General features: G+C 59.5%; 25 protein-coding genes and 1 pseudogene. All 26 read right to left on the bottom strand.

The window, feature by feature from the left end; all coding sequences use genetic code 11:
- Positions 1-507 (bottom strand): flagellar basal body-associated protein FliL, encoded by a 507-nt coding sequence (gene fliL, locus JFT87_RS12825; protein ID WP_201201779.1) that lies wholly within the window; start codon positions 505-507, stop codon positions 1-3.
- Positions 508-726: 219 nt separating this feature from the next.
- A complete protein-coding gene (locus tag JFT87_RS12820) occupies positions 727-2,100 on the bottom strand; it encodes a flagellar hook-length control protein FliK (RefSeq protein ID WP_201201777.1) in 1,374 nt (457 codons plus the stop codon).
- 106 nt (positions 2,101-2,206) lie between these two features.
- Positions 2,207-2,554: an Hpt domain-containing protein gene (locus JFT87_RS12815; protein ID WP_201201775.1), complete on the bottom strand. Its 348-nt coding sequence runs from the start codon at positions 2,552-2,554 to the stop codon at positions 2,207-2,209.
- Positions 2,555-2,584: 30 nt separating this feature from the next.
- The gene (locus tag JFT87_RS12810; RefSeq protein WP_201201773.1) at positions 2,585-4,291 is read right to left on the bottom strand and encodes a fused response regulator/phosphatase; all 1,707 of its coding nucleotides are present in this window, start codon (positions 4,289-4,291) and stop codon (positions 2,585-2,587) included.
- Positions 4,292-4,296: 5 nt separating this feature from the next.
- Positions 4,297-4,602, bottom strand: a complete 306-nt coding sequence (locus JFT87_RS12805) for an STAS domain-containing protein (RefSeq protein WP_201195011.1) — start codon at positions 4,600-4,602, stop codon at positions 4,297-4,299.
- 231 nt (positions 4,603-4,833) lie between these two features.
- Positions 4,834-5,283 carry a flagellar export protein FliJ gene (gene fliJ / locus JFT87_RS12800; RefSeq protein WP_201201772.1) on the bottom strand — a complete coding sequence of 150 codons (450 nt, stop codon included), beginning with the start codon at positions 5,281-5,283 and terminating at the stop codon, positions 4,834-4,836.
- 6 nt (positions 5,284-5,289) lie between these two features.
- A complete protein-coding gene (fliI, locus tag JFT87_RS12795; protein WP_201195013.1) occupies positions 5,290-6,648 on the bottom strand; it encodes a flagellar protein export ATPase FliI in 1,359 nt (452 codons plus the stop codon).
- Positions 6,638-7,459, bottom strand: coding sequence for a flagellar assembly protein FliH (fliH, locus tag JFT87_RS12790; RefSeq protein ID WP_201201771.1), 822 nt, complete (start codon positions 7,457-7,459; stop codon positions 6,638-6,640). The genes fliI and fliH overlap by 11 nt, the downstream gene beginning before the upstream one ends.
- Positions 7,460-7,463: 4 nt before the next feature.
- Entirely contained in the window at positions 7,464-8,483 is a 1,020-nt protein-coding gene (fliG, locus tag JFT87_RS12785) for a flagellar motor switch protein FliG (protein WP_003184041.1), read from the bottom strand.
- A complete protein-coding gene (gene fliF, locus JFT87_RS12780) occupies positions 8,476-10,263 on the bottom strand; it encodes a flagellar basal-body MS-ring/collar protein FliF (protein ID WP_201201770.1) in 1,788 nt (595 codons plus the stop codon). The genes fliG and fliF overlap by 8 nt, the downstream gene beginning before the upstream one ends.
- Before the next feature lie 15 nt (positions 10,264-10,278).
- On the bottom strand, positions 10,279-10,608 hold the full coding sequence (gene fliE, locus JFT87_RS12775) for a flagellar hook-basal body complex protein FliE (RefSeq protein ID WP_201201769.1): 330 nt from the start codon (positions 10,606-10,608) through the stop codon (positions 10,279-10,281).
- A 128-nt stretch (positions 10,609-10,736) separates the two neighbouring features.
- A complete protein-coding gene (locus tag JFT87_RS12770) occupies positions 10,737-12,128 on the bottom strand; it encodes a sigma-54-dependent transcriptional regulator (protein WP_201201768.1) in 1,392 nt (463 codons plus the stop codon).
- A 5-nt stretch (positions 12,129-12,133) separates the two neighbouring features.
- Complete coding sequence (locus JFT87_RS12765) at positions 12,134-13,327, bottom strand: sensor histidine kinase (RefSeq protein WP_201201767.1); 1,194 nt, start codon at positions 13,325-13,327, stop codon at positions 12,134-12,136.
- Positions 13,328-13,455: 128 nt separating this feature from the next.
- Entirely contained in the window at positions 13,456-14,931 is a 1,476-nt protein-coding gene (locus JFT87_RS12760; RefSeq protein ID WP_201201766.1) for a sigma-54 dependent transcriptional regulator, read from the bottom strand.
- A 169-nt stretch (positions 14,932-15,100) separates the two neighbouring features.
- A complete protein-coding gene (locus JFT87_RS12755; protein WP_201201764.1) occupies positions 15,101-15,397 on the bottom strand; it encodes a flagellar protein FliT in 297 nt (98 codons plus the stop codon).
- Between the two features lie 10 nt (positions 15,398-15,407).
- Complete coding sequence (gene fliS, locus JFT87_RS12750; RefSeq protein ID WP_201201763.1) at positions 15,408-15,803, bottom strand: flagellar export chaperone FliS; 396 nt, start codon at positions 15,801-15,803, stop codon at positions 15,408-15,410.
- Positions 15,804-15,932: 129 nt separating this feature from the next.
- Positions 15,933-17,383 (bottom strand): annotated as a pseudogene (fliD, locus tag JFT87_RS12745) (flagellar filament capping protein FliD).
- A gap of 82 nt (positions 17,384-17,465) precedes the next feature.
- A complete protein-coding gene (locus tag JFT87_RS12740; RefSeq protein ID WP_201201761.1) occupies positions 17,466-17,828 on the bottom strand; it encodes a flagellar protein FlaG in 363 nt (120 codons plus the stop codon).
- Between the two features lie 73 nt (positions 17,829-17,901).
- Complete coding sequence (locus tag JFT87_RS12735) at positions 17,902-18,753, bottom strand: flagellin domain-containing protein (protein WP_201201759.1); 852 nt, start codon at positions 18,751-18,753, stop codon at positions 17,902-17,904.
- Positions 18,754-18,985: 232 nt separating this feature from the next.
- The gene (locus JFT87_RS12730) at positions 18,986-19,261 is read right to left on the bottom strand and encodes a hypothetical protein (RefSeq protein WP_201201757.1); all 276 of its coding nucleotides are present in this window, start codon (positions 19,259-19,261) and stop codon (positions 18,986-18,988) included.
- Entirely contained in the window at positions 19,258-20,550 is a 1,293-nt protein-coding gene (locus JFT87_RS12725) for a motility associated factor glycosyltransferase family protein (RefSeq protein ID WP_201201755.1), read from the bottom strand. Before JFT87_RS12725 ends, JFT87_RS12730 begins: the two co-directional genes overlap by 4 nt.
- 94 nt (positions 20,551-20,644) lie before the next feature.
- Positions 20,645-21,571 carry a ketoacyl-ACP synthase III gene (locus JFT87_RS12720; protein ID WP_201201753.1) on the bottom strand — a complete coding sequence of 309 codons (927 nt, stop codon included), beginning with the start codon at positions 21,569-21,571 and terminating at the stop codon, positions 20,645-20,647.
- Positions 21,572-21,800: 229 nt separating this feature from the next.
- The gene (pseI, locus tag JFT87_RS12715) at positions 21,801-22,853 is read right to left on the bottom strand and encodes a pseudaminic acid synthase (RefSeq protein ID WP_201201751.1); all 1,053 of its coding nucleotides are present in this window, start codon (positions 22,851-22,853) and stop codon (positions 21,801-21,803) included.
- Positions 22,846-24,279, bottom strand: coding sequence for a UDP-2,4-diacetamido-2,4,6-trideoxy-beta-L-altropyranose hydrolase (gene pseG / locus JFT87_RS12710; protein ID WP_201201749.1), 1,434 nt, complete (start codon positions 24,277-24,279; stop codon positions 22,846-22,848). The genes pseI and pseG overlap by 8 nt, the downstream gene beginning before the upstream one ends.
- Entirely contained in the window at positions 24,276-24,983 is a 708-nt protein-coding gene (pseF, locus tag JFT87_RS12705; RefSeq protein ID WP_201201746.1) for a pseudaminic acid cytidylyltransferase, read from the bottom strand. The genes pseG and pseF overlap by 4 nt, the downstream gene beginning before the upstream one ends.
- On the bottom strand, positions 24,980-25,600 hold the full coding sequence (locus JFT87_RS12700) for a pseudaminic acid biosynthesis-associated methylase (protein WP_201201745.1): 621 nt from the start codon (positions 25,598-25,600) through the stop codon (positions 24,980-24,982). The genes pseF and JFT87_RS12700 overlap by 4 nt, the downstream gene beginning before the upstream one ends.
- Positions 25,601-25,613: the final 13 nt, after the last annotated feature.

The raw sequence follows: 25,613 nt of genomic DNA, 5'->3' as shown, positions 1-25,613 counted from the left end.
CTACTGCAGTACGAAATTAGTGAAAAGCAACTGTTCGATGACCACTTTGCCGAGCTCTTTCTGCGCCACTTCCTGGACGCTGGCGGTGGCCTTCTGACGCAGCATTTCTTGGCCGACCGGGGTCGCGAGTGTGGCGAAGTCCTGGCCGGAGAACAGCATGACGAGGTTATTGCGGATGACCGGCATGTGCACTTTAAGCGCGTCCAGATCGGCCTGGTTGCGACCCTGCATGGTGATGCTCACCTGCATGTAGCGCTGACGACCGTTCTGGTTGTAGTTGGCGACGAAGGCCGGCGCCATGGGTTCGAAGACCGCCGGTTGTTTGCCAGCCGGGGCGGTGTCTGCCACGACGGCAGGTTTACTGGCGGCGCTGTGCATGAAGTACCAGGTCGCCCCCACGGACAAGCCGATCGCCAGCAGCACCGCCACCACGATCGCAATGATCAGCTTGAGTTTGCCTTTGGTTGCAGGGTCTTTTACCGCTGCTGCTGCTTCGCTCTTCGCCATGCCAATAATCCGTCACTATTCAGGTTTTCACAGTCGCACGGCAAGGCAAGAGCAAGTGTTATGCCAGAAGTGTCGGAGGGGGAATTTGAGGTGCTGGGGAATCAATGTAGGAGCGAGCGGTGCGGCGATCCGACTTGCCCGCGAAGAAAGCATTGCGGTTTATCAGTTAAACCGCATCATCGTTCTTCGCGGGCAAGCCTCGCTCCTACAGGGGAGGGATCAGGCGTAGTAGTCGACGGCGCTGGAGCCGATGACGCTGGTGGTGCTGGCCGCCACTTCTGCAACCGTCGGCACGATTTCATCGTCCATGCCATCAACGCGACCGCCGCTGGCATTGGTGCGACCGCTTTGCCCTTGCTGCGCCTGCTGATCCTGCCCCTGGCCCTGCCAGCCACGGGACTGATCGGACACGTTGACGTCGACCTGGCCCATGCCCTGCTCCGCAAACATGTCACGCAGGCGATGCATTTGACCGTCCAGCGCTTCGCGAACCGCTGGGTGAGCGCTCATGAAGGTTACTTGGGTCTGCTGGTCCGGCGCCATGTTCACCCGAATATCCAGGCGCCCCAGTTCAGCCGGCTGCAACTGGATGTCGGCCGCCTTGAGATTGGCGCTGGACAGATACATGACGCGGTTTACCACTTCGTCAGTCCAGCCGCTCTGATGCATGGCAATCGGCTGATTGACCTGTACTGGCAATGCATTGGCGGTTTTCGGTGTGGCGGCCTGGGTTAATGCCGCCAGACGGCTGGCAAAATCATCGACACGGGTATCGCTGCTGGAAGACGTCAGGTCCTTGAGACCTTCGTTGATCAAACCACTGAACGCCTTGTCGCCGCCCTGACTGGTGCTGTCCTTGTCGGTTTGCACCTCAAGCATGGTCGCCATGCCGGCGGCGAAGCTTTGCGCCGAGGTCAGGTCGCCATCGCCTTGCGTCTGGGTCGGCGCCGCTTTGGGTTGTGCCTGGCTGGAAGCGGACACGTGGCCGCTCTGCTCCATGGCCATGCGCAAGGCCGGCATCGCATCGAGCGGGTCGGCCGCTGGATCGAAATCGCTGTCGGTGCTCGCCGCCGGATCTTTGACCACACCTGGCAACACGGCCACGGCCGGGGTTTCGGTTTTCGCCGGAGTGGTCGCTTCGGCCACCGGAGCCGCCACGACGGGTGGCGTCACTACCGGTTGGACGACGGCAACCAATGCAGGATCCAGCGTCGGGTCGACTGGAGCGGCATCCGTCACCGGAGTCTGCGTGGTATCAGTGGCATCGTCGCTGCTGGCGGTCTTGTCGTCGGCCGCCACCGGCTTGTCGGCAGGCAAGGCATTGCCGCTATCGGCAACCGCTGGCTTCGCAGGGGCAGATTGATCCTTGCTGACGTCCTTCTTGCCGCTGGTGTCGGCGACCTTGTCGCGCGCCGACTTCATCGGGGCGTCAGTCGTCATGGCAGGCTTGTTCTGGGCTTGATTGGCGAAGACCTTGGCGAAGCTGGACGCCTTATCCACAGGCACCGCAGCCACCAGCGGGGTGTTGGCGGAGGCGGCTTGAGGCTTGGCCTTTGCGGCGGCCTGAAGAAGCGAGTTGGGGGTAACGGGCATAACGCGGTCTCCGCTGCACTGGGATCGTAGGTACAGTCAATGGAGATAGCTGCAAGGGTCGAGCCAGTTTTGTCCGGCGCCGTGGAAAAGCGCCGGACGGCTAGTTTTATTGGGTTAGCGCGTGCTGGCGCTCATGCTCATAATCAGGCCGCACTTGAGCGAATTCGCTACTGATCTCGGCGACCAGTTTGGCGATTTGCGCAGGGCTTTTGTCTTTGGCGTCCGACTCCAGCTCCTGGCAGAGCTCTGCCAAGCGGACAGCACCCATGTTGCTGGCGCTGCCCTTGAAGCTATGGGCAACTTCCGACAAGACCTTGGCGTCTGCAGTCTTGCGCAGCTCAACCAAGCGACTTTCGGAATCGGCGATGAAGGTATCCAGCAAGGTCGGATACTCATCCTCCATGACTTCCTGCAACGCGCTCAGCACGTCGCGATCCAGATGTGTGTCAGCCACTTGTTCACTCCTTGATCAAGAATTCGCGGATTATGCCAGAGCCTCCCAGTAAAACTCCACGTGCGCACTACGACCATCGTCTGACCAACTCGCCTTGCGGCTCAGTTGACGAACCAGACTGACGCCCCGTCCCGACAGGCGGACGCCATCCAGGGGACGGTCCATCACCTGCGCCACATCGAAACCCTTGCCACTGTCGTCGACGCGGATCACCAGGCATCCGCCATTGCTCACGGGTTTAACCTGGAGGTGGATACGCACATAACCGTCCTGTAAACCATCGAGGCGCGCATTGCGCTCCTGATAATAGCGCGCAAAACCCGAGGCATCGCGCTTGAGACTCGAATCCAGGCCCAGCACGCCGTGCTCCAGAGCATTGGAATACAGCTCGGCCAGAACACTGTACAAGGCGCCACTTTGCGCCCTAAGGCCATGGACCTCCAGCAGCAATTGCAATAGAAACGGCAGCGGATTGAAACGTTTAAGGGTGGCGGCGCGGAACTCGAAGCTCACCGACCAGTCCAGCGGACAGGACTGACCACTGTCGGAATACACCGGCGCCGTCGGGCTGACATGTGCGAGGTCCAGCATAGCGACTTCGACCATGCTCACATCATCCCGGGCCTCGCCACGGAAGTCGCGCAGGGCCTGTTCGATCTCTTCGAACAACACCTCGGGCTGACGATTGGCCGCAAACACTCGCTCTAATCGCTCGATGCCGAACAACTGCTCGTTGGCGTCACAGGTGTCGATCACCCCATCGGACAGCAGGAATACCCGATCGCCAACTGCCATCGGAAACACTTCTGTGCGGTCATCGAAGGTTTGCGGGCTCAGCACCCCCAGTGGCAGGTGCCGCGCCGTCAGCGCTGTACGTTCGCCGCTGGCGGAGCTGTGCAGGTAACCGTCCGGCATCCCGCCATTCCAGACCTCAACCGAACGTCGCTGGAAACTCAGGCACATCAGGGTCGCGCAACAGAACATGTCCACCGGCAGGATGCGCTTGAGCTTGGCATTCATCTCCCGCAGGGTTTCCGGCAAGCCGAAGCCCTTGGCGGTCATGCCATAAAACACTTCCGCCAGAGGCATGGCGCCAACCGCAGCCGGCAGGCCATGACCGGTGAAATCGCCGAGTAGCACGTGCATGTCGCCAGCCGGGGTAAACGCGGCCAGCAGCAGATCGCCATTGAACAGCGCGTAGGGCGATTGCAGGTAGCGAATATTCGGTGCATTCAGGCAGCCGGAGTGGGCAATTTTGTCGAATACCGCCTTCGCCACCCGCTGCTCATTGAGCAAATAGTCGTGGTGCCGGGCGATTTGGTCACGCTGTTCAAGCACGGTGGCCTGCAAGCGGCGCAAGCGGTCCATCGCCTTGATCTTGGCTCCGAGGATCACTTGGTTGTAGGGCTTCGCCAGAAAGTCGTCACCGCCAGCCTCCAGGCAGCGGGCCAGGGCTTCGCTTTCAGTCAGCGAGGTCAGAAAGATGATCGGCACCAGGGTTTCCCCCGCCAGCGCCTTGATCTGCCGCGCCGCCTCGAAACCGTCCATCACCGGCATCATGGCGTCCATCAATACCAGTTGTGGCTGCTGCTGACGGAACGCTTCGACCGCCTCGGCCCCGTTGGCTGCGGTCAACACTTGATGACCCTGGCGCCGGACGATGCTCGACAGCAGCATGCGATCAGCCGCGCTGTCTTCAGCGATCAGGATCGTCAGGGGCTCGAACAACGACTGCATGGCGATCACGCCACGTCGAAGATTTGTTCGAAGTTGGAAATGGCCAGAATCTTGCGCACATCGGCGTTGGCGTGGGTCAACGTGATCTCGGCGTTTTCGCCACCGGCGTGATCACGCAACAGCAACAACATGCCGAGCGCAGAACTGTCGAGGTAGGTGGCGTCCTTCAGGTTCACTTCAAAGGACTCGGGCTTTGGCTCACGATTTTCGTAGGACTCGCGAAATTCCTGGTGCTTGGCAAAATCGAATCGCCCCTTGATCGAAATCGTCAGTTTTTGCCCATTTTGGGAGACTTCTGTAACGACTGACATTTAACGGCTTCCTTGTCATTGAACAACGTGTGTACAAGGTTTAGCACCTGCCGAGGATAGGGGCAAGGCGGGAAGTATCAGCGGTTCGTCAATCCTCTGTGAATCTGGCGCCCCCTTCGCGAGCAAGCTCGCTCCCACAGGTAACCGAGTTGAATCACAATTTTGCGACCAACACAGATCCCCTGTGGGAGCGAGCTTGCTCGCGATGAACGATAACGCGGTCTATCAGCCTTAATACGGATCCTGACGCGGCAACCGCTGGGACAACTCATCCAGCAACTTCTGCTCGCGCCGGTCTTCGAGCTTGCGCGCCTCTTCCATGTAGCGTTGAACCAGTTTGCGCAGGCCTTCAACCCGGGCGAACGCCTTCTGCCAAGCCTCGCGCGCCTTGTTCAGATTGTTTTGATGCCAGACCAGGCTTTGGCGCTGCTGATCGATGGCCGTGCCCAGTTGCGCCAGAAAGCCCTGATAACCCAGCAACCACTGGCCGGAAACGCCACTGCTGCCGCGGATGATCCATTGTTCCTGGTAATCGAGGCGAAAGGCTTCAAGGTCGGCGAGCTTGCTTTCGGCTAGCCGAACCTGCCCCTGAAAGTGCCCCAAGCGCTGGACAGCGGTTTTCTCAACCTTTTCGGCCATTTCGACCACCGGTGCCAGACGCCCTGCTCGACTCTGGGCCATGGCCGGTTAACCGCCGGCCGCAGGGGCGAAGATCGTGCCGAGGTAGGCTTCGCTTTCGCCCAGGCTGATGCTGTCGTTCAGGCCCTGGCGCAGATACTTGACCAGCTGCGGCTGCAAGGAAATCGCCAGGTCGGTTTCCCGATCACCACCGGCTACATAGGCGCCGACGCTGATCAAGTCTCGACTCTGCTGATAACGCGACCACAACTGCTTGAAATACTGGGCGCGCATCATGTGTTCAGGCGTGACCACTGACGGCATGACCCGGCTGATGGACGCTTCGATGTCGATGGCCGGGTAATGACCTTCTTCAGCCAGGCGCCGGGACAGCACGATGTGCCCGTCGAGCACACCTCGCGCGGCGTCGGCGATCGGGTCCTGCTGGTCATCGCCTTCGGACAGAACGGTGTAGAACGCGGTGATCGAACCGCCGCCCTTCTCGGCGTTGCCGGCCCGCTCCACCAGTTTTGGCAATTTGGCGAACACCGACGGCGGATAACCCTTGGTCGCCGGCGGTTCGCCGATGGCCAGGGCGATTTCCCGCTGGGCCTGGGCGAAACGGGTCAGCGAATCCATGAGCAACAGGACATTCTTGCCCTTGTCGCGGAAATACTCGGCGATGCGCGTGCAGTACATCGCGGCGCGCAGGCGCATCAGCGGCGCATCGTCCGCCGGCGAGGCAACGACCACCGAACGCTTGAGGCCTTCTTCACCGAGGATGTGCTCGATGAATTCCTTAACTTCACGACCCCGCTCGCCGATCAGCCCAACGACGATAATGTCGGCCTCGGTGAAGCGGGTCATCATGCCCAGCAGCACAGACTTACCCACGCCGGTACCGGCAAACAGCCCGAGACGCTGACCGCGACCGACCGTCAACAAACCGTTGATGCAGCGAATGCCCACGTCCAGCGGCTGGCTGATCGGGTCACGCTTGAGTGGGTTGATCGTCGGGCCGTCCATCGGCACCCAGTCTTCGGCTTTCATCCCGCCCTTGCCGTCCAGCGCGCGACCGGCGCCATCTAGCACTCGACCGAGCATGCTCATGCCCATCGGCAAACGACCGGTATCGGCCATTGGCACCACGCGCGCTCCCGGCGCGATGCCGGCAACGCTGCCAACCGGCATCAGAAAGACTTTGCTGCCGGAGAAGCCCATGACTTCGGCTTCAACCTGCACCGGGTGGTAACTGTCGTCGTTGATGACCATGCAGCGGCTGCCCATGGCGGCGCGCAAGCCTTCAGCTTCGAGGGTCAGGCCGACCATGCGCAGCAGGCGGCCTTCAAGGATTGGCGCGCCGGCCAGTTCCGTGGCCTCGGTGTAACCACCAAGGCGCTTGGCGAAACTGGTGCGATCAAGGCGCATCGGGGATTTCCGGCTCTGGCTCCAGACCTGGCTCGGTCGGCTCGACCGCAGGCTTGGCGGCGTCGACCGGCAGTTCAAGGCTCATGTCTGGCTCGGCCGGGTGCAGCGCTTGTTCATGCAACTGATCGAACAGCTTGTCCATGACCCGGGCGACGCGGGTTTCGACAGTAGCGTCGATCCGGCTGTGCTCGGTTTCAACCCGGCAACCGCCAGGCAACAATGCCTCGTCCTCGACGATGCGCCAGGTTTCTTCATGGCGCTCGCGCAGGGCTTTGACCTGTTCGAAATCCTGCGGATTGATGTACAGCCGCACATTGCCCACGCCCAGCGGCAACAGCTTGAGGGCCTCGCGCATGACGTGTTCGATGTGCGTCGAGTCGATCGCCAGCTCGCGCTGAATCACCTGTTTGGTAATGTGCTGCACGAGGTCAACCAACGACTTTTCGATCTGGGTGTCCTGCTCGGCGATTGGCTCGAACAGATGACTCATCAGCTGCTCAAGGCCAGCAATCTTGGCGGCCAGGGCCACCTCGGCTTCCTGACGGACCCTGAGCGTGGTGCTGTGGAAACCTTCTTTTTCACCCGTGGCGAAGCCTTCGTTGTAGGCCTCCTGACGGATGCTTTCGAGTTCTTCCAAGGTCAGCGGCTGGACTTCGTCCAGGGGCACTTCTTCCATTTCCGGCGGTTCGGGCTCCGGTTCCGGCTCAGGCTCCGGTTTCGGCGGATCGAAGCTGGGCAACGCCCAGGATTCGAAACCGCGAACATCGCGGGCACGGATCAGATCCGTCACATCGTCGTCGTGCTTGTCCATGGGCTTAGATCATCTCTTCGCCACCCTTCCCGCCGAGAACGATTTCTCCGGCTTCGGCCATACGGCGGGCAATGGTGAGGATTTCTTTCTGCGCGGTTTCCACGTCGCTGACACGCACCGGGCCTTTGGCCTCGAGGTCGTCGCGCAACAGTTCGGCCGCTCGTTTGGACATGTTCTTGAAGATCTTTTCCTTGACGCCTTCGTCCGAGCCCTTGAGGGCCAGCACCAGTACGTCGGAGGACACTTCGCGCAGCAACGCCTGAATCCCGCGGTCGTCGACATCGGACAGGTTGTTGAACACGAACATGAGGTCTTCGATCTGACCGGACAGGTCTTCGTCGACTTCGCGGATCGAGTCCATCAACTGACCTTCGATCGAGCTGTCGAGGAAGTTCATGATGTCGGCCGCACGCTTGATACCACCCAAAGTGGTGCGCGAGGCGTTCGAGTTGCCGGAGAACTGCTTCTCGAGAATCTGGTTGAGTTCTTTCAGGGCTGCTGGCTGCACGGTGTTCAGCGAGGAAACTCGCAGAATGATGTCCAAGCGTACTTTGTGGTCGAAGTTGCCGAGTACTTCACCGGCCTGGTCCGGGTCGAGGTACGCCACGACGATCGCCTGGATCTGTGGGTGCTCGTAACGGATCACGTCGGCGACGGCGCGCGGTTCCATCCACTTCAGGCTGTCGAGGCCACTGGTGTTGCCACCCAGCAGGATGCGGTCGATCAGGCCGTTGGCCTTGTCTTCGCCCAGGGCTTGGGTGAGCATTTTGCGCACGTAGTCGTCGGAGCCGACGCCCAGGCTGGTCTGGTCGCCGACGATGTCGACGAACTCGCTCATCACCTGCTCGACTTGCTCGCGGTGCACGTTACCCATTTGCGCCATGGCCACACCCACACGCTGGACCTCTTTAGGCCCCATGTGGCGCAGCACTTGGGCGGCGTCGGTCGAACCCAGGGACAGCAGCAGAATCGCGGCTTTATCGACCCGGGACAGTTTGGCGACAGCGGCTCGGTTATCACTCATCTGCGTTAATCCACTCTTTCACGACCTGGGCCACACGACCCGGATCTTCTGCCACCAAACTCTTGATTGCGTTCAGCTGTGCGTCATAGCCTTCGCTCGGGCTCGGCAACAGGATGCTTTGCGGGCCGCCGAGGCTGACGCGGTCGTTGGACAGTTCGCCGTCCAGGCCGCCCATGCCACCCAACTCTACGTCGCTACCCAGACCGGCCAGTTGCTTGCCTTTGCCGCCACCGGTGATGTTGTTGAGCACCGGACGCAGCACACCGAACACCAGCACCAGGATGAACAACACACCCAGCACTTGCTTGACGACGTCCCAGAACCAGGGCTGGGAGTAGAACGGAATATCGGCAATCACTTCACCGCGCTCAGCGGAGAACGGCATGTTGATCACGCTGACACTGTCACCACGGCTGGCGTCGAAACCGACGGCGTCCTGCACCAGGCGAGTGAAGCGCGCCAATTCATCGGCGCTCCATGGCGCGCGGGTGGTTTCACCGTTGGCCGCGTTGATCTTGATCTGGTCATCCACCACCACCGACACCGACAGGCGATTCAAACGGCCCTGTTGCTGTTTGGTGTGACTGATGGAGCGATCAAGCTCGAAGTTTTTGGTGGATTGTTGACGCTTGTCCGCCGGGTAAGGTGCAAGCATCGGCTGGCCGGTGGTCGGGTCCATGATTTGCTGACCATTGGCATCCAGCAACGGCTGGCCTGGCTGCACCATGGCCGCCGCCGCGGGAGCGCCACCGGTTTTTTGCGGCGCCGAGGCTGGCGACGGCGGCTGGTTGCTCAGGGCACCCGGCACGCCTTGCGGGCCATTGCTGGCGGTGCGTTGTTCAGAAGTCGACTGCTCGCTGCGCAACGCCGGTTGGTCCGGGTTGAACTGCTCGGAGGTCGATTCAACGGCGCTGAAATCCACGTCGGCCGAGACTTCGGCTTTATAGCGGTCATTGCCCAGCACCGGCTGCAGGATGTTGTGCACGCGCTGGGTCAGCATGCTTTCCATGCGGCGGCTGTAATCGAATTGCTTGCCGGCCATGGTCAGTTCGGAGTTCTCCGCCTGATCGGACAGCAGGTTGCCCTTCTGGTCGACGACGGTGATCTGCGACTTGCTCAGTTCGGGAACGGCAGTGGCAACAAGGTTAATGATCGCCAACACCTGGCCTGGCTCCAGGGAGCGGCCGGAATACAGTTCAACCAGAATCGACGCACTTGGCTTGCGCTCATCGCGCACGAAGACCGAGCTTTTCGGAATCGCCAAGTGCACGCGGGCACCCTTGACGTTGTTCAGGCTGGAGATAGTGCGAGCCAATTCACCTTCGAGGCCGCGACGATAACGGGTCGCTTCCATGAACTGGCTGGTCCCCAAGCCCTGGTCCTTGTCGAGGATTTCAAAACCGATGTTGCCGTCGCTGGGAGTGACACCAGCCGCCGCGAGCTTGAGCCGCGCACGGGACACATCATCGGCCTTGACCAGCAAGGCACCGGAGTTGGGTTCAACGGTATAAGGGATGTCAGCGGCGGCCAGGGTTTCCATAACCTGTTTGGCGTCCATACCGGCAAGACTGCCGTACAAAGGCCGGTAGTCCGGCTGCTGCGACCACAACACCACGGCAAAGCCAATCGCCACGCTCGCAGCCAGACCGACCAACAGGCCCACCTGACGCAACATGGTCATCTCGGAGAGGTTTTCCAGGAAGGACAACCCGAACAGCGGCGGTTTACCGTCTATCGGAGTGGCCTTGGCCGGAACATTATCGGCGACTGCTTCTGCCATGACTCAATCTCGTCCTTAAACCGGCATCTGCATGATGTCTTGGTAGGCCTGAACCAGCTTGTTACGCACTTGGGTCAACGCTTGAAAAGACACGCTGGCCTTCTGCGAGGAAATCATTACATCCGTCAGATCAACGCCGCTTTTGCCAATTTCAAAGGCACTGGACAGCTGATTTGACGCCTGCTGGGTGTCGTTCACTTTATTGACGGCCTGACCGAGCATGTCGGCAAAGCTGCTGCCACCCAATTCAGGGACTGCGGCAGTCGATTTTGACGCAGACATGGCATCCATTTGCATGGAGCGCATGTCCAACATCAATCGATTAAATTCAATACCTTGGCTCATGGTCTACTCTCTCTGGCGACCCGCAATTTTTTGACACTCACTCGGCGGGTAGTGAGGTGTTAGCAACAAGGGTGCCAGCTCATGGGCAGCCCTTTCAGAAAAGCATTTTCAAGTCTTTGCGCCACGACTCACGTAGCGAACAGGTAGCCTTCCACGTCCATTCCGGCGTCGCGCATTTGCGCCAGTTTGTAGCGCAACGTGCGCGGGCTGATGCCCAGGCGCTCGGCGGCCTCTTTGCGGCGGCCACGCTCGGAACGCAAGGTGTCGATGATCATCTGGAACTCATGACGGCGCAGGTCGTCGCCCAAGGCTCCGGCCGAATCCGCTTCGATTTCCACCTCACGAATCACGGCGGGCACCGGCGCTGCCACTGGCAACGTGGCGAACATCACGGGACCGGCGAGACAGAAATCCTGCGGCTGAATCAACCCGCCCTGCTGCAAAATCAGCGCGCGCTGGATGGCGTTATCCAGCTCGCGAACATTGCCCGGCCACGGATAACCGATCAGACACGCCTGAGCCTCGGGCGACAACCTGGCCGCCGCATGCTTCATTTTATTGACGTGTTTGGCCAACAAGCGCTCGGCCAGCGGCAGGATGTCGGCGGTGCGCTCGCGCAACGGACGCCAGGCCAGCGGAAAAACCGACAGCCGATAATAAAGATCCTCACGAAAACGCCCCGCCGCCACTTCACCGGCCAGATCACGGTTAGTGGTCGCCACGACACGAATGTCCAGGCTGATCGGCTTGCGCGCGCCGACCCGCTCGACTTCGCGCTCTTGCAATACACGCAGCAGCTTGGCCTGCAGGCCCATGGGCATTTCAGAAATTTCGTCGAGCAGGATGGTCCCGCCGTCAGCTTGTTCGAACTTACCGGCCTGAGCTGCGATGGCGCCAGTGAACGAGCCTTTCTCGTGGCCGAACAGCGTGGCCTCGAGCATGTTGTCGGGGATCGCCGCGCAGTTGATGGCAATGAACGGCTGGCTGGCACGATGGGAATGCTGGTGAATGTAACGCGCCAACACTTCCTTGCCGGTGCCGGACTCGCCGGAGATCAATACCGTGGAATCACTGCGCGCCACTCGCGCGGCCAGCTCCAGCAGTTGCGCACTGGCCGGCTCGAACGCGATCGGCCCTTCGCCGTCAGTGGCACCGAGACTGCCCAGCGCGTGGCGCGCCACCAGATCGAGCAAAGCCTTGGGCTCGAACGGCTTGACCAGATAATCCGCCGCGCCCTGACGCATGGCATCGACCGCCCGCTCCACTGCGCCGTGCGCCGTCATCAATAGCACCGGCAATTGTGGCTGGCGAGCGCGCAGCAAGCCGAGCAATTGGTGGCCGTCCATGCCCGGCATATTGACGTCGCTGACGACAAGATTGAACGCCTCGCCACCGACCGCCGCCAGCGCTTCTTCCGCGGAACCGACAGCCTTGAAATCGTGCCCCGCGAGCAACAGCGTATCGGCCAGCGCTTCGCGCAGCGCACGGTCATCCTCGACCAGTAAAACCTTGATTGCCATGTCCTTCACTCCGCATCCGATGCGCTGGAAAACAACGGCAGGGTCACCAGCGCACACGTGCCGCGACCGAGCCGCGAGCGCAAGTGCAATTCTCCCTGATGAGCACGGGCCACTGCCTTGACCACGGTCAGACCCAGGCCAGTGCCGGTGGTTTTGGTGGTGAAAAAAGGTTCGCCCAGACGCGCCAGCACCGCCTCATCGATCCCGCTGCCGCTGTCGCTGATGCACAGGCGCAGGTTGTTGCCACGGGTATACAGGTGGACCTTGAGGCGCACAGCACCGTTACTGGCCTGGATCGCATTCTCGATCAAATTCAGAATCGCACCGACCAAGGTGTCGCGATTGCACAGCAACTCCCCGGCATGGCTGTCGCACTGCCAGCGGATTGGCAGTTCCTGAACATGAGTCAGGGCTGCGGCTTGCAGCGATTGCATCAGCTCCTTTGGCGTCACGCGATTGGTCAGCGGCAACTCGCCACGAGCAAACACCAGCATGTCGCGCACCTGATGCTCCAACTCGTGCAGGCGCTCTTTCAAGCGACCGGCGAATCGTTGCTGGGTGGCGACCGGCAATTCCTGCTCAGTCAAATGACTGGCGTAGAGCAAAGCGGCCGAGAGCGGTGTACGAATCTGATGGGCCAGCGAGGCAACCATTCGTCCCAGGGAAGACAAGCGTTCATGGCGAGCCAGTTGACCTTGCAGGTGACGGGTTTCAGTCAGGTCGTTGAGCAACACCAACTGACCGGGCTCGGCATCCAGCGAGCGAGTGGCGATCGACAGGCGCCGGCCGTCCTTCAGGGAGATTTCATGACCGTCGTCCTCACGGGGCGCAAAGCAACGAGCAATGACGTGACGCCACAGCTCACCTTCGAGCGGCAGGCCGAGCAACTCGCAGGCCGCCGGATTGGCTTCGCGCACCATGCCCTGGGCATCAATGACGATGACCCCACCGGGTAACAGGTCGAGGAGGTTTTGCAGGCGGTTGGCCAGGCGTTCTTTTTCCGCCAGTTCCTGCATGCGTTGAGCGCTGACCACCGCCAACTCGCCCTTGAGCTCGGTGACCCGGGCTTCGAGCATGCTGTAGGAGTCAGTCAATTGGCTCGACATCTGGTTGAACAGGGCGAACGCCTGCTCAAGGCCAAGCCGGCTTGCCTGCTCTACGGACGACGGTTGCCCCGAAGCGTCAGGGACAGGAGACATCTGGGCGGCTTGGGGCATCGTGCTCTCTCGCTTGGCTGACCGTCAGTGAAACGGAACGTTGCAAGAGATGTAGCAATACCCGTGCCTAAAAAAAACCGCCTACAAATGAAGGACTTGAAAAACAGGCGTCAATCATCCGCCTGTTCATCACCCTCACGACGACTCATACCGTACTTGCGCATCTTCTCCACCAGGGTGGTACGACGAATGCGCAGACGTTCGGCGGCACGCGCCACGATGCCATTGGCATCATCCAGCGCCTGCTGAATCAGCCCTTGCTCCAGACCACCGAGGTAGTCCTTCAGGTCCAGGCCTTCCGGTGGCAGCAGCGCATTGGCGCTGAAGTCCGGGGCATGACCGTTGATGGCCACCCGCTCTTCAAGATCGCTGCGCAGGCTGTCGACCAGTTGTTCGTCTTCGTCATCGACATAGCGGAATTTCTTCGGCAACTCGACCACACCGATCACCCCGTACGGATGCATGATCGCCATGCGCTCCACCAGGTTGGCCAGCTCACGAACGTTGCCCGGCCAGCCGTGACGGCACAGGGACATGATCGCCGCCGAATTGAATCGGATCGAACCGCGCTTCTCGTGCTCCATGCGCGAGATCAACTCGTTCATCAGCAACGGAATGTCTTCAACGCGCTCGCGCAGTGGCGCCATCTCGATCGGGAACACGTTCAGGCGATAGTACAAGTCTTCGCGGAAGGTGCCGATCTCGATCATGCTTTCGAGATTCTTGTGGGTCGCTGCGATGATCCGCACATCGACGCTCTGGGTCTTGTTGCTGCCCACGCGCTCGAAGGTGCGCTCCTGCAGGACGCGCAGCAGCTTGACCTGCATCGGCAACGGCATGTCGCCGATTTCGTCGAGGAACAGCGTGCCGCCGTTGGCCAGTTCGAAACGCCCGGCGCGACTGGTGATCGCCCCGGTGAACGCGCCCTTCTCATGGCCGAACAGTTCGCTTTCCAGCAACTCGGCCGGGATCGCCCCGCAGTTGACTGGAACGAACGGCGCATCACGACGCTTGGAATGGTAGTGCAGGTTGCGCGCGACCACTTCCTTGCCGGTGCCGGACTCGCCGAGGATCAGCACGCTGGCATCGGTGTCGGCCACTTGCTGCATCATCTGACGGACGTGTTGAATCGCCCGGCTGGTGCCGACAAGGCTGCGAAACAGATTGGGTTCACGATGACGACCGCGCTCGCGGGCCTGGTCATACATCTCGCGATAGACCTGGGCACGGTGCAGGGAGTCGAGCAACTTGCTGTAGCTGGGCGGCATTTCGAGGGTCGAAAGCACCCGGCGACGCTGGTCATCCGGCAGGTCAACGGAAGAATTATCGCCCATTAACAAAACCGGAAGGAACTCATCCCAGGTCGAGAGTGTCTTTAACAAGCCCAGAAGTGCACCAGGAGCACTAACCGTCCCGATCAGCACACAAATGACTTCACGACTTGATGACAACGAGCCGACCGCCTGCTGCCAGTCATGGCTACCGCAGGGTAAATTTTCTTCACCGAGAAAATTTAAAATCACCGCTAAATCGCGGCGACGGACGCTATCGTCATCAATCAGCAGAATTTTGGTTTCACGCCACATGCAATAGCAACTTCCCTAGTCAACTCAATGCCCGAAATGAAGGGGCAAGCTAGACGCTTGCAGGCACGTTATGCCTGTAGACGCCTGAAATCTGGAACCAGCCACTAGTTAAGTCAAAAAACCGTGCACAGTCAAATTTATGGCGCACTATGTTTGGATTAACCGGGGATTAACCAAACAGATGGTAAACCTTTGCGGCACTTCGTGCTTGCTGGATCTGAGACATCTCGTCGACTATCGCCTGCCTCTCCCCCATCGCCACCTCAAGCAGCTGCTTGTAAACATGCAGCAGCTCCTCAAGATTATCGCGCAACGCCACCTCGTCCAGCGAAGCCTCACTCAAGACGTCTTCCATGCAGGAACGGCAATCCAGATCCAATTGACCGATCACCTCCCAGTTGCGCTCGGCCAGGGCACCGACCAGCGCTTCACGGGTTTGTTCGATTCGCTGCAATACAAGACTCATGGTGATCTCCTTAAAACTGCGGACCTGGCGCGGCGATGGCATCCCAGCCTTCTTTTACCGTGCGCAGCAAACCAGCGACTTCATCGAGAATCCGCGGGTCGCTCTTGATGTTCGCCTCGGCGAGGCGCTTCATCATGTACGAGTACAGACGGTCGAGTTCGCCAACGGTTTCGGCGGACTTTTCCAGATCCAGACCTTCACGCAAGCCACCGATGATGCCGATAGCCTTGCTGATCGACGCTCCCTTGCCGGGAATGTCCTTGCGCTCCATGGCGCCTTTGGCCTGGGCGATGCGATCCAGGCCGCCTTCCATCAGCATCTGCACCAGACGATGCGGGCTGGCTTCGGATGTCTGGGCTTGCGCCCCCACCTTCTGATATTGCCGAAGGGCTAACATTGGATTCATGTTTTACCTCATTACCACAATGACTCGTATGACCAGTGTATCGCCCGCGAGCCCGAAAACTTTAGATCAGAAGACAAAAACCCGGCGCACGCCGAAAAGCGTAGCCGGGTTTTTGTCGTCAGCCCATTATCAGCCGCTGGACTTCTGAGCGTTCAGAGACGCAAAGAAGCTCGTGATGCTGCTGGCGGTGGCCTTCATCTGGCCGACCAACAAGTCCATCGCGTTGTATTTGGCGGTCAAAGTCGCCGTCAGGCTCGCCACGTGTATATCGAGCGCGGCCTGCTGTTTTTTCAGACTTGCAGCGGCATTGGTCAGATTGGTGCTGCGTTGATCGAGCAGACCGGTACCCGACTTGACGTAAGGATCGACGGCCGCCTTCATACGCGACAGCAGACCATTGGTCGAAGTGGTGCCAGAGAACATCTGCTGAACCTGGCCAGCCATGCCCGGTGTGGCCATACGATCGTTGAACACCTTGGTGTCCAGCGTCAGCTCACCGGTTTCCTTGTCGGTCAGCACGCCCATCTGCGACAACACAGCCAATTGCCCTGTCCCCGCCGAGGACTGGGTCAGCTGCGAACGGATATCGGCCATCAGCGAGCGCGGCAGCGAGTCACCGGTAAACGCGGCCGAAACCGTCAGATTGCCATCCTCATCCGCTGTCGCATTGGACAGGGTGTCGATGGTTCGCTTCAGCGTGTTGTAGGAATCCATGAACGTCTGTAGAGAAGTCTGGATGCCTGCGGTGTTCGTGGCGACGGTGACATTCGCGCCTATCTGCTTCCCAACGGCGTCTTTAGGGCTCACGGCAACGAGGTTCAACGTCATGCCGCTGATTGCGCCGGTTACCGTGTTGCTTTTGCTGGTAACGTTCAGACCGTCGATGCTGATCGTGGCATCGCCGGCCAAATCACCAACAGCGCCGGAAGTGCCAGCCGCCGGGTTCTCCCCATTTTCTGGGTACCATCGATTTCCAGCCCGGCAATACCGCTGACCTTCAGGTCCATGCCTGTACCGGTCTTGCTCGAGTTGATCACCAATCGCGACGCGCCGCTGGCGTCGGTCACGATGTTGGCGGAAATACCATTGCTCGCCTGCGCACTGTTGATCGCGTCACGAGTGCTCTGCAAGGTGGCATTGGCCGGAATCGCGACATTGTAATCAATGCCATTCTGACTGATTTTCAGAGTACCACTCGGAATAGCACTGGTGGCGCCACCAGCAAAAGCAGCACTGGCTATCTTCGACCCGGTTGCCAAAGTCTTCACGACAACGTTGTAACTGCCAGGCACAGCCGTACTGTCAGAAGTTGCACCGAGAACCGTCGGAGTATCCGAAGTCGCGGAATAACCGGCGAACGCAGGGTTGGTTGCCTTGTCCAGATCAGTCATCGACTTCTGGAATGCCGCCAGCGCGCTTTTCAGCGAACCTACACCGGAAATTTTCAGCGAGTTGGTTTTGGTCTGAGTATCGATCTGGGTCTGCTTCGCCGACTTGTCAGCATTGACCAGCGCCGTGACAATCGATCCGATGTCGAGGCCGGAACCCAGACCCGAACCCGGTAAAATTGGACTTGCCATGTGCATCTCCCTTTCTGTGTGTCGCCGGTCTTTTGACCACTATCAGCGATCAATGATCGTACAAACACGTTTCATGCCAGTCTCAGGCTTTGGCATCGAACAAAACGTTACTGGCATTGTGCAGGCTTTCCGCCAGTTTCAAGGCTTCTGCCGACGGAATCTGTCGAACGACTTCACCAGACTCGCTGGCGATGACTTTGACGACGACCTGGCCAGACGTTTCATCAATGGAAAACTCCAGATTACGCTTGACCGACTGAACGAACTTTTCGATCTCCTGAACGGCCATCTTCAACTTATCCGAGTTATCCGAATCTGAACCATCACTTGTCTTAGAGGCTGCCTTGGCATCTTGCACGCTAGGCACGTCGGTCGGCGCATCGGTAGTACTGACCGCCGGCTTTGCGGCCGGGTAAGACAAATTCAGCTTAACGCTCATGTCCATGACCATCACCTCTTAGAAAGTAAAAAGCGAGAGAGCACGCAAGCGCACCCCCCCGCCAAAACCCGATCCGAAATTACTGAAGCAGTTTCAGTACAGCGGATGGCAGCTGGTTAGCCTGGGCCAGAACAGCGGTGGAAGCTTGTTGCAGAGTTTGCTGTTTGGTCAGGTTAGCGGTTTCTGCGGCGAAGTCGGTATCTTGTACGCGACCTTGGGCAGCAGTAACGTTTTCAGTGATGTTTTGCAGGTTGGAGATGGTGCTGGTCAGACGGTTTTGCGAAGCACCCAGGTTTGCACGGGTAGCGCCGATCTGAGCGATTGCAGCGTCGATCGCGGTGATCGCGTTGTCGATGTTAGCTTGAGCGCCAGTAACGGTTGCACCGGTCAGAGCCAGAGTAGCTTTGTCTACCGACATGCTGACGGCGTCGAACTTGGAGCTCAGCACCAAGTCGATGTGGTTAGCAGTACCGGTGTTGGAGCCTACTTGCAGCTGTACAGTACCAGCCGAACCGTCCAGCAGGTTCTTGCCGTTCAACTGAGTCGAAGCAGCGATACGAGTCAATTCGTCAGACATCTGAGCGAATTCAGCGTTGGTTGCGGTCTGGTCAGCAGTACCGTTGGTACCGTTTCGTGCTTGAACAGCCAGTTCACGCATACGCTGCAGAATGTTGGTCGATTCTTGCAGAGCGCCTTCAGCAGTCTGAGCCAAGGAGATACCGTCGTTGGCGTTTTTAACCGCAACGTTCTGACCACGGATCTGGCTGCTCATACGAGTAGCGATCTGCAGGCCGGCAGCGTCGTCTTTAGCGCTGTTGATTTTCAGGCCGGAAGACAGACGGTTCATCGAGGTGGAGAGCGCATCAGCAGCAGTGTTCAGGTTTTTCTGAACAGCCAGAGACGTTACGTTAGTGTTTACTGTTAAAGCCATGACGAATTCCTCGTTGGTTGGGTACTGCGGCTTCCGGCCCTGGCAACCGCCGGGTATGGCCTAGAGAACCTTCGTAATAGTTATCGTCGGGTTAGCAGGTTGCTTGAGGGCTTTTTTAAAAAAAATTGCCATCACCCTGCCATCCCCCAGAAAACAAGGGCTTAGCGCCCTGACCTAACCGAAAAATGACGCCATAAAACCGACCGCCATCCAAACACCCCAACCAGAGCGGTTATTCGCCCTCGGGCTGAACGTTTTCCAGCAACTCAATCAGCTCGTATTCCATAAAATCGGCAAGCCCCAGCCAATCCTGACGCTCCTGACAGGCCAGCATGTGCGTGAGTACCTGTGTCCATTTGAGCTGCACGTCTTGAGGCGCCGTCAATAACAGCCGCTGCGCTTCATCGAACACATCCACCATGGTCAACGCGGCTTCTACGTCCCGGCCCAGACGGAACAACCCGGCACACTGCCGGCATTCGTTGACGCATTGCAAAAGCGCACTCACTGCACAAACTCCTGATTGAACTGCGCACCAACGATCATCGCGCCCGCCCGACTGCTGTTAAAGAAACGCACCTCGGGATGCCCGGCGATATAACGCTCCAGCTCACACAAGTAGCTGCGAAAATTCAGCTGCGTCCGGACCCGCTCGCCATGCCCGTCACGCACCCAGTGCCGCGCCAGACTTACACCAGGCCCCAGATCACCATCACCCCAGCCGGCATGGGTCTTGTTCATCGGGAAGGCAAAATCGGCGCCGAACAAGGTAATGCGCTCAGCCCCCATCTTCACGGCCAGGTCCACCGCGGGATGAATCACGCTGCCGCCCACGTACAGCTCCGCCCTGGCGTGCTGACGACGTAACGAGGCGTAGATCGGGCTTGCCGAGTAACCGCCGTAGCGCTTGCCCTTCCAGGCCTTCAGCACCTGTGGATCGCTCATGGGCAGGTACACCAGCGGGATACCGTCGGATTCCTCGAAGGGCAAATGCCGGAAGCTGATGCGCTGATCGATGCTCACCACCAGATCAGGCTTGATCCCGTGCTCACGCAGCGGTCGATAAGCGGTGTCGACACAAATGAACAGAGGCCGCTGCGCCTGCTTGCGCACCGCCGCCAACTGCTCGAAATGGCTTTCGAGGCTAGGCCCGGTGCCGATGACATAGATTTCCCGGCCTGCGTGAGTTCCGAAGAGCTTCGCGACATCGTCATCGGCGAGCAGCACTTCAAGGCTGTCCTGTAAACGCTGCAGAATGGTCGGCGACTGCGGATCGAAATCGCGGTTGTTGAAATTCAAGTGCACTTCGCTGACCAGCCGATCGCGAATCTTTGCGTTGAAGTCGTCCGCCAGCACCATTTCGGAGGGCAGCGCAAAAAATGGCGTGTAAATATCCGTTTGATCACCGGCATACGACAGTTCCACGCGCGGGTCGTCGAGCCAATGCCGCTGATCGAGCAATTGCAGCACTAGCGCAAACAGCGCGCCGTTGAGGATATGCACGTACAGCCGCTCAAGCCCGGCACGCTCCAGCAAGACCGTTGGCAGATCCCCAAGACCGGTGCCGTAGACATGCAACTGCGCCTTATCGACCGGCAGGCTGGCCGCCTGCACACGGGCCTCAAGGACACGATCATGGCGGCTGGTGAGTTGAATGCCGCCAATGCTCAGCGTCGAACCCAGCCCCTCGGACAACTCGGCCTGGACCGATGCGCTGTCCTCCAGCATCAACCGAGTGTGCAGCGCCGGCCAGCGGCGCTCTATCACCTGAGCATTGTCTTCAAAGCATTCGCTCATGCTGCCTCGCTTTCATACAGGCAAAAAAATAGCGTTCAAGGTAAACCCTTGAACGCTTTTTTTGTATGGGCTTCTTCTGATCAAAGAGCCTGGTTCAAGGACGATAGATAATCGCCGAGCCCCACGACAGCCCCACACCAAAACCGCTCAACGCGACACGCTTCCAGCTGGAATCCAGCACGTGTTTTTCCAACAGCAGCGGAATACTCGACGACACGGTATTACCGGTTTCGACCATGTCCTTGATGAACTTCTCCGGCTCGCCTTCGAACCGACGGGCCACCGCATCGACAATCGCCGCACTGCCCTGGTGGATGCAGAAGGCATCGATATCGTCGGCCTTCAGGCCAGACTCATCGAGCAACTCATGCAAATGCGCCGGGACTTTGAGCAGCGCGAAGTTGAAGACCTGACGACCGTTCATGTAGAACACGCCATCGGTGACCTTCAAGTGCGGCGCGCCGGAACCGTCGGTGCCGAACTTGGCTTTGCCCAATTGCCATGGCGCGTCTTCGCCCATCCACGTCGCGGTGGCGGCGTCGCCGAACAGCATGGTGGTGTTGCGGTCTTCCGGATCGACGATCTTGGAGTATGGGTCGGCAGTCACCAACAAGCCGTTCTTCAGGCCTGTGGCTTCCATGAAGCCCTTGATCGCGTAGATGCCGTAGACGTAGCCCGAGCAGCCCAGGGAGATATCGAACGCTGCCACGGTGGTCGGCAGGCCCAGTTTGTCCTGAACGATCGCAGCGGTGTGCGGCAGGCCTTCTTCGTCACCGTTCTGGGTGACGACGATCAGCACATCGATAGATTCACGTTTCAAAGCCGGGTTGTTGGCGAACAGCGCGTTGACTGCTTCGACACACAGGTCCGAAGTTTCTTGCCCGGCGTCTTTGCGCGGCAGGAAGGCCGAACCGATCTTGCCCAGGATGAATTCTTCATCCTTTTCGAATTTTGCACCTTGTGCGTAATTGTCCACGCCGGCTACAGGAACGTAGCTCGCAATGCTTTTTATGCCAATCATTACGGCTTCCCAATAATAAACAGCCCAATACCACCGCTCGCAAGGATTCGAGGGGCGCCGACAAACAGAGATTTTCAGCCGCCCGCAACGGGCGACAGCGGGAAGCGTAAAGGACTATCACTGGACCCGATAAAGGGTCAGGCGCCATCTTCCCGGTCAATACAATACAGTGAAGATGCGCGTTATGACTCACAGGTCACGCTATTTTGCCGAATCAGCCCTACAAGGGTTATTCGACCAACGACCAGTCCAGCGCTGTTCCGCGCTTGATGGCCTGGCGAGCGCGGCGGCCCAGCAGGGTTTCAGCGTGCTTGGGGGCCAAGCCCAGACCCGGGCGGATGGCCCGCAGATTGGCAGCGGTGAAGGGTTCACCGGCGGCCATGTCCTGGGTGACGTAAAGCGATCGCCGGTACACCAGCGACTTGCGCTCGGCCTCGGTCACGCCGTAATGCACCTGCCCCATCGCCTGCCAGGCGCGCTCGGTTTCGATCACCAGGCTGGCCAGTTCTGCCGGTTCCAGGGAGAAACTGGCGTCGACGCCACCAGCGGCACGGTCGAGGGTGAAATGTTTTTCCACTACCGTTGCGCCGAGTGCCACTGCAGCGACAGAAACGCCAACGCCCATGGAGTGATCAGACAGCCCGACTTCACAGCCAAACAATTCGCGCAAATGCGGGATGGTCCGCACATTGCTGTTGGTCGGCGTCGCCGGGTAAGTGCTGGTGCACTTGAGCAGCACCAGATCCTTGCAACCAGCCTCGCGGGCGGCGCGCACGGTTTCGTCGAGTTCGGCGATGCTGGCCATGCCAGTGGAGATGATCAGCGGCTTGCCGGTGGCGGCGACCCGGCGAATCAGCGGCAGGTCGGTGTTTTCAAAACTGGCGATCTTGTAGGCCGGTACGTCGAGGCTTTCGAGAAAGTCCACGGCGGTGTCGTCGAACGGCGTGGAGAACGCCAACATGCCCAACTCTTTGGCCCGAGCGAAAATCGGCGCATGCCATTCCCACGGTGTGTGGGCCTTCTCGTACAACGCGTACAACGAAGATCCGGCCCAGAGACTGTTGGGGTCCTTAATGAAAAACGCGCCTTCATCGAGGTCCAGGGTCATGGTCTCGGCGGTATAGGTTTGCAGCTTCAAGGCGTGGGCGCCGGCCTTGGCGGCGGCTTCGACGATTTGCAGGGCCACTTCCAGCGACTGGTTATGGTTGCCGCTCATTTCGGCAATGATGAACGGTGGCGCATCAGCACCGATCAAACGCTCGCCTATCTTGAAGCTAGTCATTGCTGTGATCCTTTAAAACGCGGGTGAACGCGCAAGCACTCTGGGTGAAACCGGCGTCGCGAAATACCTTCAATGAGGCACGATTGTCCGGCAACACCCGCGCCGTAATGGCGGTCAGTTGCGGCCAGTGCGCACGGACAAACAACTCGCCACGCGCCAGTAGCGCCCTGCCCCAGCCGAGACCGATTCGCTGATCAAGCAGGGACAGCGAGACTTCGGCCTCGAGGCCGCGCAAGTCATAGCGCAACACGCCGACCGGGCCGTCATCGGCCTCGGCGATCAACAACAAGTGCTGCGGATTGCGCAGACTGGCGCTCATCCCGTCGAGCAACAGTGGCGCATCGTCCAGCGGCGCCGGACGCAATTTGAGCACTGCACCGGCCAACGCCGCGGCGACCCGCAATGCGCCACGCCCGTCGACCAGTTGCCGCGAACGTTCGGCCAAGCTTTGACGCAAACCCTGATTGGCCGCGACAAAGCCAATGGCATCACGCAACTGCTCGACGCTGACCTGCTCACGCGCCCCGAGGAACACATGAGCGCCCGAAGTCGCCATGACCTCGCCGTTGGCCTGCTGATTATTCGACACCGCAATGCAGATTGTCGGCAGGCCCATGGCAGCCCGCTCCCAACTCGTACCGCCACCTGCGCCGATAAACAGGTCGGCCTCGGTCATCAATCGGTAAAAGTCGCTGACAAAACTGTGCAAACGCCAATTCGGACGATTGACCGCCAGCGCCTGCATCTTGTCCCAGGCAGGATTGTCGGTGCCGGCGACGAAGTCGACTTCCAGCGCATCAAAATCCGCCAGCGCCAACATCGCGTGATGGGTTTGCATCGCCGCATCAAAGCCGCCGAAATTCACCAGCACACGTTTGGCCTGAGGCTTGATTTCAATCGCTGGGCAGCAGAATTCATCGCGCAACATGGCGAAGCGTGGTCCGAGCAAGGTCTGGCAATCCGGTGTAAGCAACGAAGCGTAAGCCGCTGACGTGCCCGACAGATTCTGATTGAGTAGCAAGTCGACGCTGTAAGTGCGCGTCGCCAGATCATCCACCGCCGCGATCCGTGGCGCCCAGCGGCGAGCCGCCGTCTGCCAGTGATGATCGAGGCCGTAGTGGTCGACGATGATCCAGTCGAAGGCCGGATGCTGTTCCAGCGCCTGGCCTAACGCAGCAATATCTGCCTGCCATGGCAGCATGGCTTCGATGGCCTGTTGCGGGTCTTCATCGGGGTAACGCTCCGGCAGCGCGAAGGTTTCAAAACCCTCGGCGACGAGACTGTCGAGCCGATGGCCCGGCAAACGGCGACAGGCAAACGCCACGTGCACGCCCTGCAGGCGCAACACCCTGGCCAGGGTCAGGCAGCGAGCGATGTGACCACTGCCGATGATCGGCGAGGCGTCAGCACGGATCAGCACTCTCATTGCAACTCACCACCAGCCTTCAACGCGGCGTAAAGATATTCGGCGCGTTTCCAGTCTTCGAGCGTATCGATGTCCTGCACCAGGTAACGTGGCAGGATCACCGGCAGGCTTTGGCTTGAATACAACACCTCGCCACGCAACCAGGCACTGCTACGGCCCCAGTAAAACTGCCCGGCGTCCTGATAAGCCGGCGGCAGATCCTGGGAACGCGTCTGACGAAACTCTGGATACAAAGCGGTCAATGCACCCTGATCATCAAGGATCAACGCACGCTGCACCGGGAAACCGAAATCACACACCGAGAATGCAAACGACCTGTCCGGATGCTGCTGCAACAGGCTCAAACCCTCTTGCAAAAATCGCGCTTGCAGCAGCGGCGCCGTGGCATAGATACAACAGGCGAAATCAAAGTCGCGGCCCTGTCGTTGCAGTTCTTCCAGGGCATGTGCAATCACCGCCGCCGTGCCGGTGAAATCATCCGCCAACGCTGCTGGGCGCATGAATGGCACTTGCGCACCGCAAGCCCGAGCCAACTCGGCGATTTCCTCGTCATCGGTGCTGACCACCACCTGAGCGAACAGTCCCGAATCAAGGGCGGTTTTAATTGAACGGGCAATCATCGGCACGCCGTCGAACGGCTTGAGGTTCTTGCGCGGTATACGTTTGCTGCCACCGCGGGCCGGGATGATTGCGACGTTGTTCAAGGGCGTTTTTCCAACAGGAACCAGGTGATGTCGTCCACCGGGAATTGCGGGTCACGGTGGTAACCGAAACCGTAATCCAGCAGTTGCAGGTCAGCATAACGATCGAGCATTTCACCGGCAAAATCACGCTTGAACAACTTGCCGCTGTTGCCGCGATACGACACCTCGACCGGCGCCGGGTTGTAGTACTCGGCGATCAGGATGTAACGCTGGCTCAACGCATACAACTGTTCATACGCGGCCGCCAGCAACTCCGGCGCCAGATGAATCAGCACGCCTTTGCTCAGGGTCAGGTCGAAGGTGCGCTCGCGGGGAAAATCGAACAGCGAGCCGTGCCAGATCTGGGCAATCTCCAGTCCCTGGGCCTGGGCGCAAGCGCTTTCGTTGATCTCCACGCCGAACAGTTCACATTGCGGCAACAGCTGACGCAGCGCCTGCAAATTGTTGCCGGCATTGGTGCCCAGCTCCACCAGGCTTTCGATTCGCCCGGCGCGGGTCAAGGCCTTGGCAAACAACGCCAGGTTGGCCGCTACCAGCGGTTGCCCGACGTTGCGGTCGACGTACTGGTTACCGAAGTCGCCCTGCCAGAATTTTTCCTGTTCACTCAGTTCACGCATTGCGGATACCCAT

It is taken from the genome of Pseudomonas sp. TH15 (assembly GCF_016651105.1).
Lineage (GTDB): Bacteria > Pseudomonadota > Gammaproteobacteria > Pseudomonadales > Pseudomonadaceae > Aquipseudomonas.
Note: the sequence above shows the minus strand (reverse complement) of the source record. Positions and strands in the feature narration are given on the sequence as shown.

What these genes read in the sequence shown, in the direction of transcription:
- fliL (WP_201201779.1), bottom strand. Translation starts at nt 507, where the DNA reads ATGGCGAAGAGCGAAGCAGCAGCAGCGGTAAAAGACCCTGCAACCAAA.
- JFT87_RS12820 (WP_201201777.1), bottom strand. Translation starts at nt 2,100, where the DNA reads ATGCCCGTTACCCCCAACTCGCTTCTTCAGGCCGCCGCAAAGGCCAAG.
- JFT87_RS12810 (WP_201201773.1), bottom strand. Translation starts at nt 4,291, where the DNA reads ATGCAGTCGTTGTTCGAGCCCCTGACGATCCTGATCGCTGAAGACAGC.
- JFT87_RS12805 (WP_201195011.1), bottom strand. Translation starts at nt 4,602, where the DNA reads ATGTCAGTCGTTACAGAAGTCTCCCAAAATGGGCAAAAACTGACGATT.
- fliJ (WP_201201772.1), bottom strand. Translation starts at nt 5,283, where the DNA reads ATGGCCCAGAGTCGAGCAGGGCGTCTGGCACCGGTGGTCGAAATGGCC.
- fliI (WP_201195013.1), bottom strand. Translation starts at nt 6,648, where the DNA reads ATGCGCCTTGATCGCACCAGTTTCGCCAAGCGCCTTGGTGGTTACACC.
- fliH (WP_201201771.1), bottom strand. Translation starts at nt 7,459, where the DNA reads ATGGACAAGCACGACGACGATGTGACGGATCTGATCCGTGCCCGCGAT.
- fliG (WP_003184041.1), bottom strand. Translation starts at nt 8,483, where the DNA reads ATGAGTGATAACCGAGCCGCTGTCGCCAAACTGTCCCGGGTCGATAAA.
- fliF (WP_201201770.1), bottom strand. Translation starts at nt 10,263, where the DNA reads ATGGCAGAAGCAGTCGCCGATAATGTTCCGGCCAAGGCCACTCCGATA.
- fliE (WP_201201769.1), bottom strand. Translation starts at nt 10,608, where the DNA reads ATGAGCCAAGGTATTGAATTTAATCGATTGATGTTGGACATGCGCTCC.
- JFT87_RS12770 (WP_201201768.1), bottom strand. Translation starts at nt 12,128, where the DNA reads ATGGCAATCAAGGTTTTACTGGTCGAGGATGACCGTGCGCTGCGCGAA.
- JFT87_RS12765 (WP_201201767.1), bottom strand. Translation starts at nt 13,327, where the DNA reads ATGTCTCCTGTCCCTGACGCTTCGGGGCAACCGTCGTCCGTAGAGCAG.
- JFT87_RS12760 (WP_201201766.1), bottom strand. Translation starts at nt 14,931, where the DNA reads ATGTGGCGTGAAACCAAAATTCTGCTGATTGATGACGATAGCGTCCGT.
- JFT87_RS12755 (WP_201201764.1), bottom strand. Translation starts at nt 15,397, where the DNA reads ATGAGTCTTGTATTGCAGCGAATCGAACAAACCCGTGAAGCGCTGGTC.
- fliS (WP_201201763.1), bottom strand. Translation starts at nt 15,803, where the DNA reads ATGAATCCAATGTTAGCCCTTCGGCAATATCAGAAGGTGGGGGCGCAA.
- JFT87_RS12740 (WP_201201761.1), bottom strand. Translation starts at nt 17,828, where the DNA reads ATGGACATGAGCGTTAAGCTGAATTTGTCTTACCCGGCCGCAAAGCCG.
- JFT87_RS12735 (WP_201201759.1), bottom strand. Translation starts at nt 18,753, where the DNA reads ATGGCTTTAACAGTAAACACTAACGTAACGTCTCTGGCTGTTCAGAAA.
- JFT87_RS12725 (WP_201201755.1), bottom strand. Translation starts at nt 20,550, where the DNA reads ATGAGCGAATGCTTTGAAGACAATGCTCAGGTGATAGAGCGCCGCTGG.
- JFT87_RS12720 (WP_201201753.1), bottom strand. Translation starts at nt 21,571, where the DNA reads ATGATTGGCATAAAAAGCATTGCGAGCTACGTTCCTGTAGCCGGCGTG.
- pseI (WP_201201751.1), bottom strand. Translation starts at nt 22,853, where the DNA reads ATGACTAGCTTCAAGATAGGCGAGCGTTTGATCGGTGCTGATGCGCCA.
- pseG (WP_201201749.1), bottom strand. Translation starts at nt 24,279, where the DNA reads ATGAGAGTGCTGATCCGTGCTGACGCCTCGCCGATCATCGGCAGTGGT.
- JFT87_RS12700 (WP_201201745.1), bottom strand. Translation starts at nt 25,600, where the DNA reads ATGCGTGAACTGAGTGAACAGGAAAAATTCTGGCAGGGCGACTTCGGT.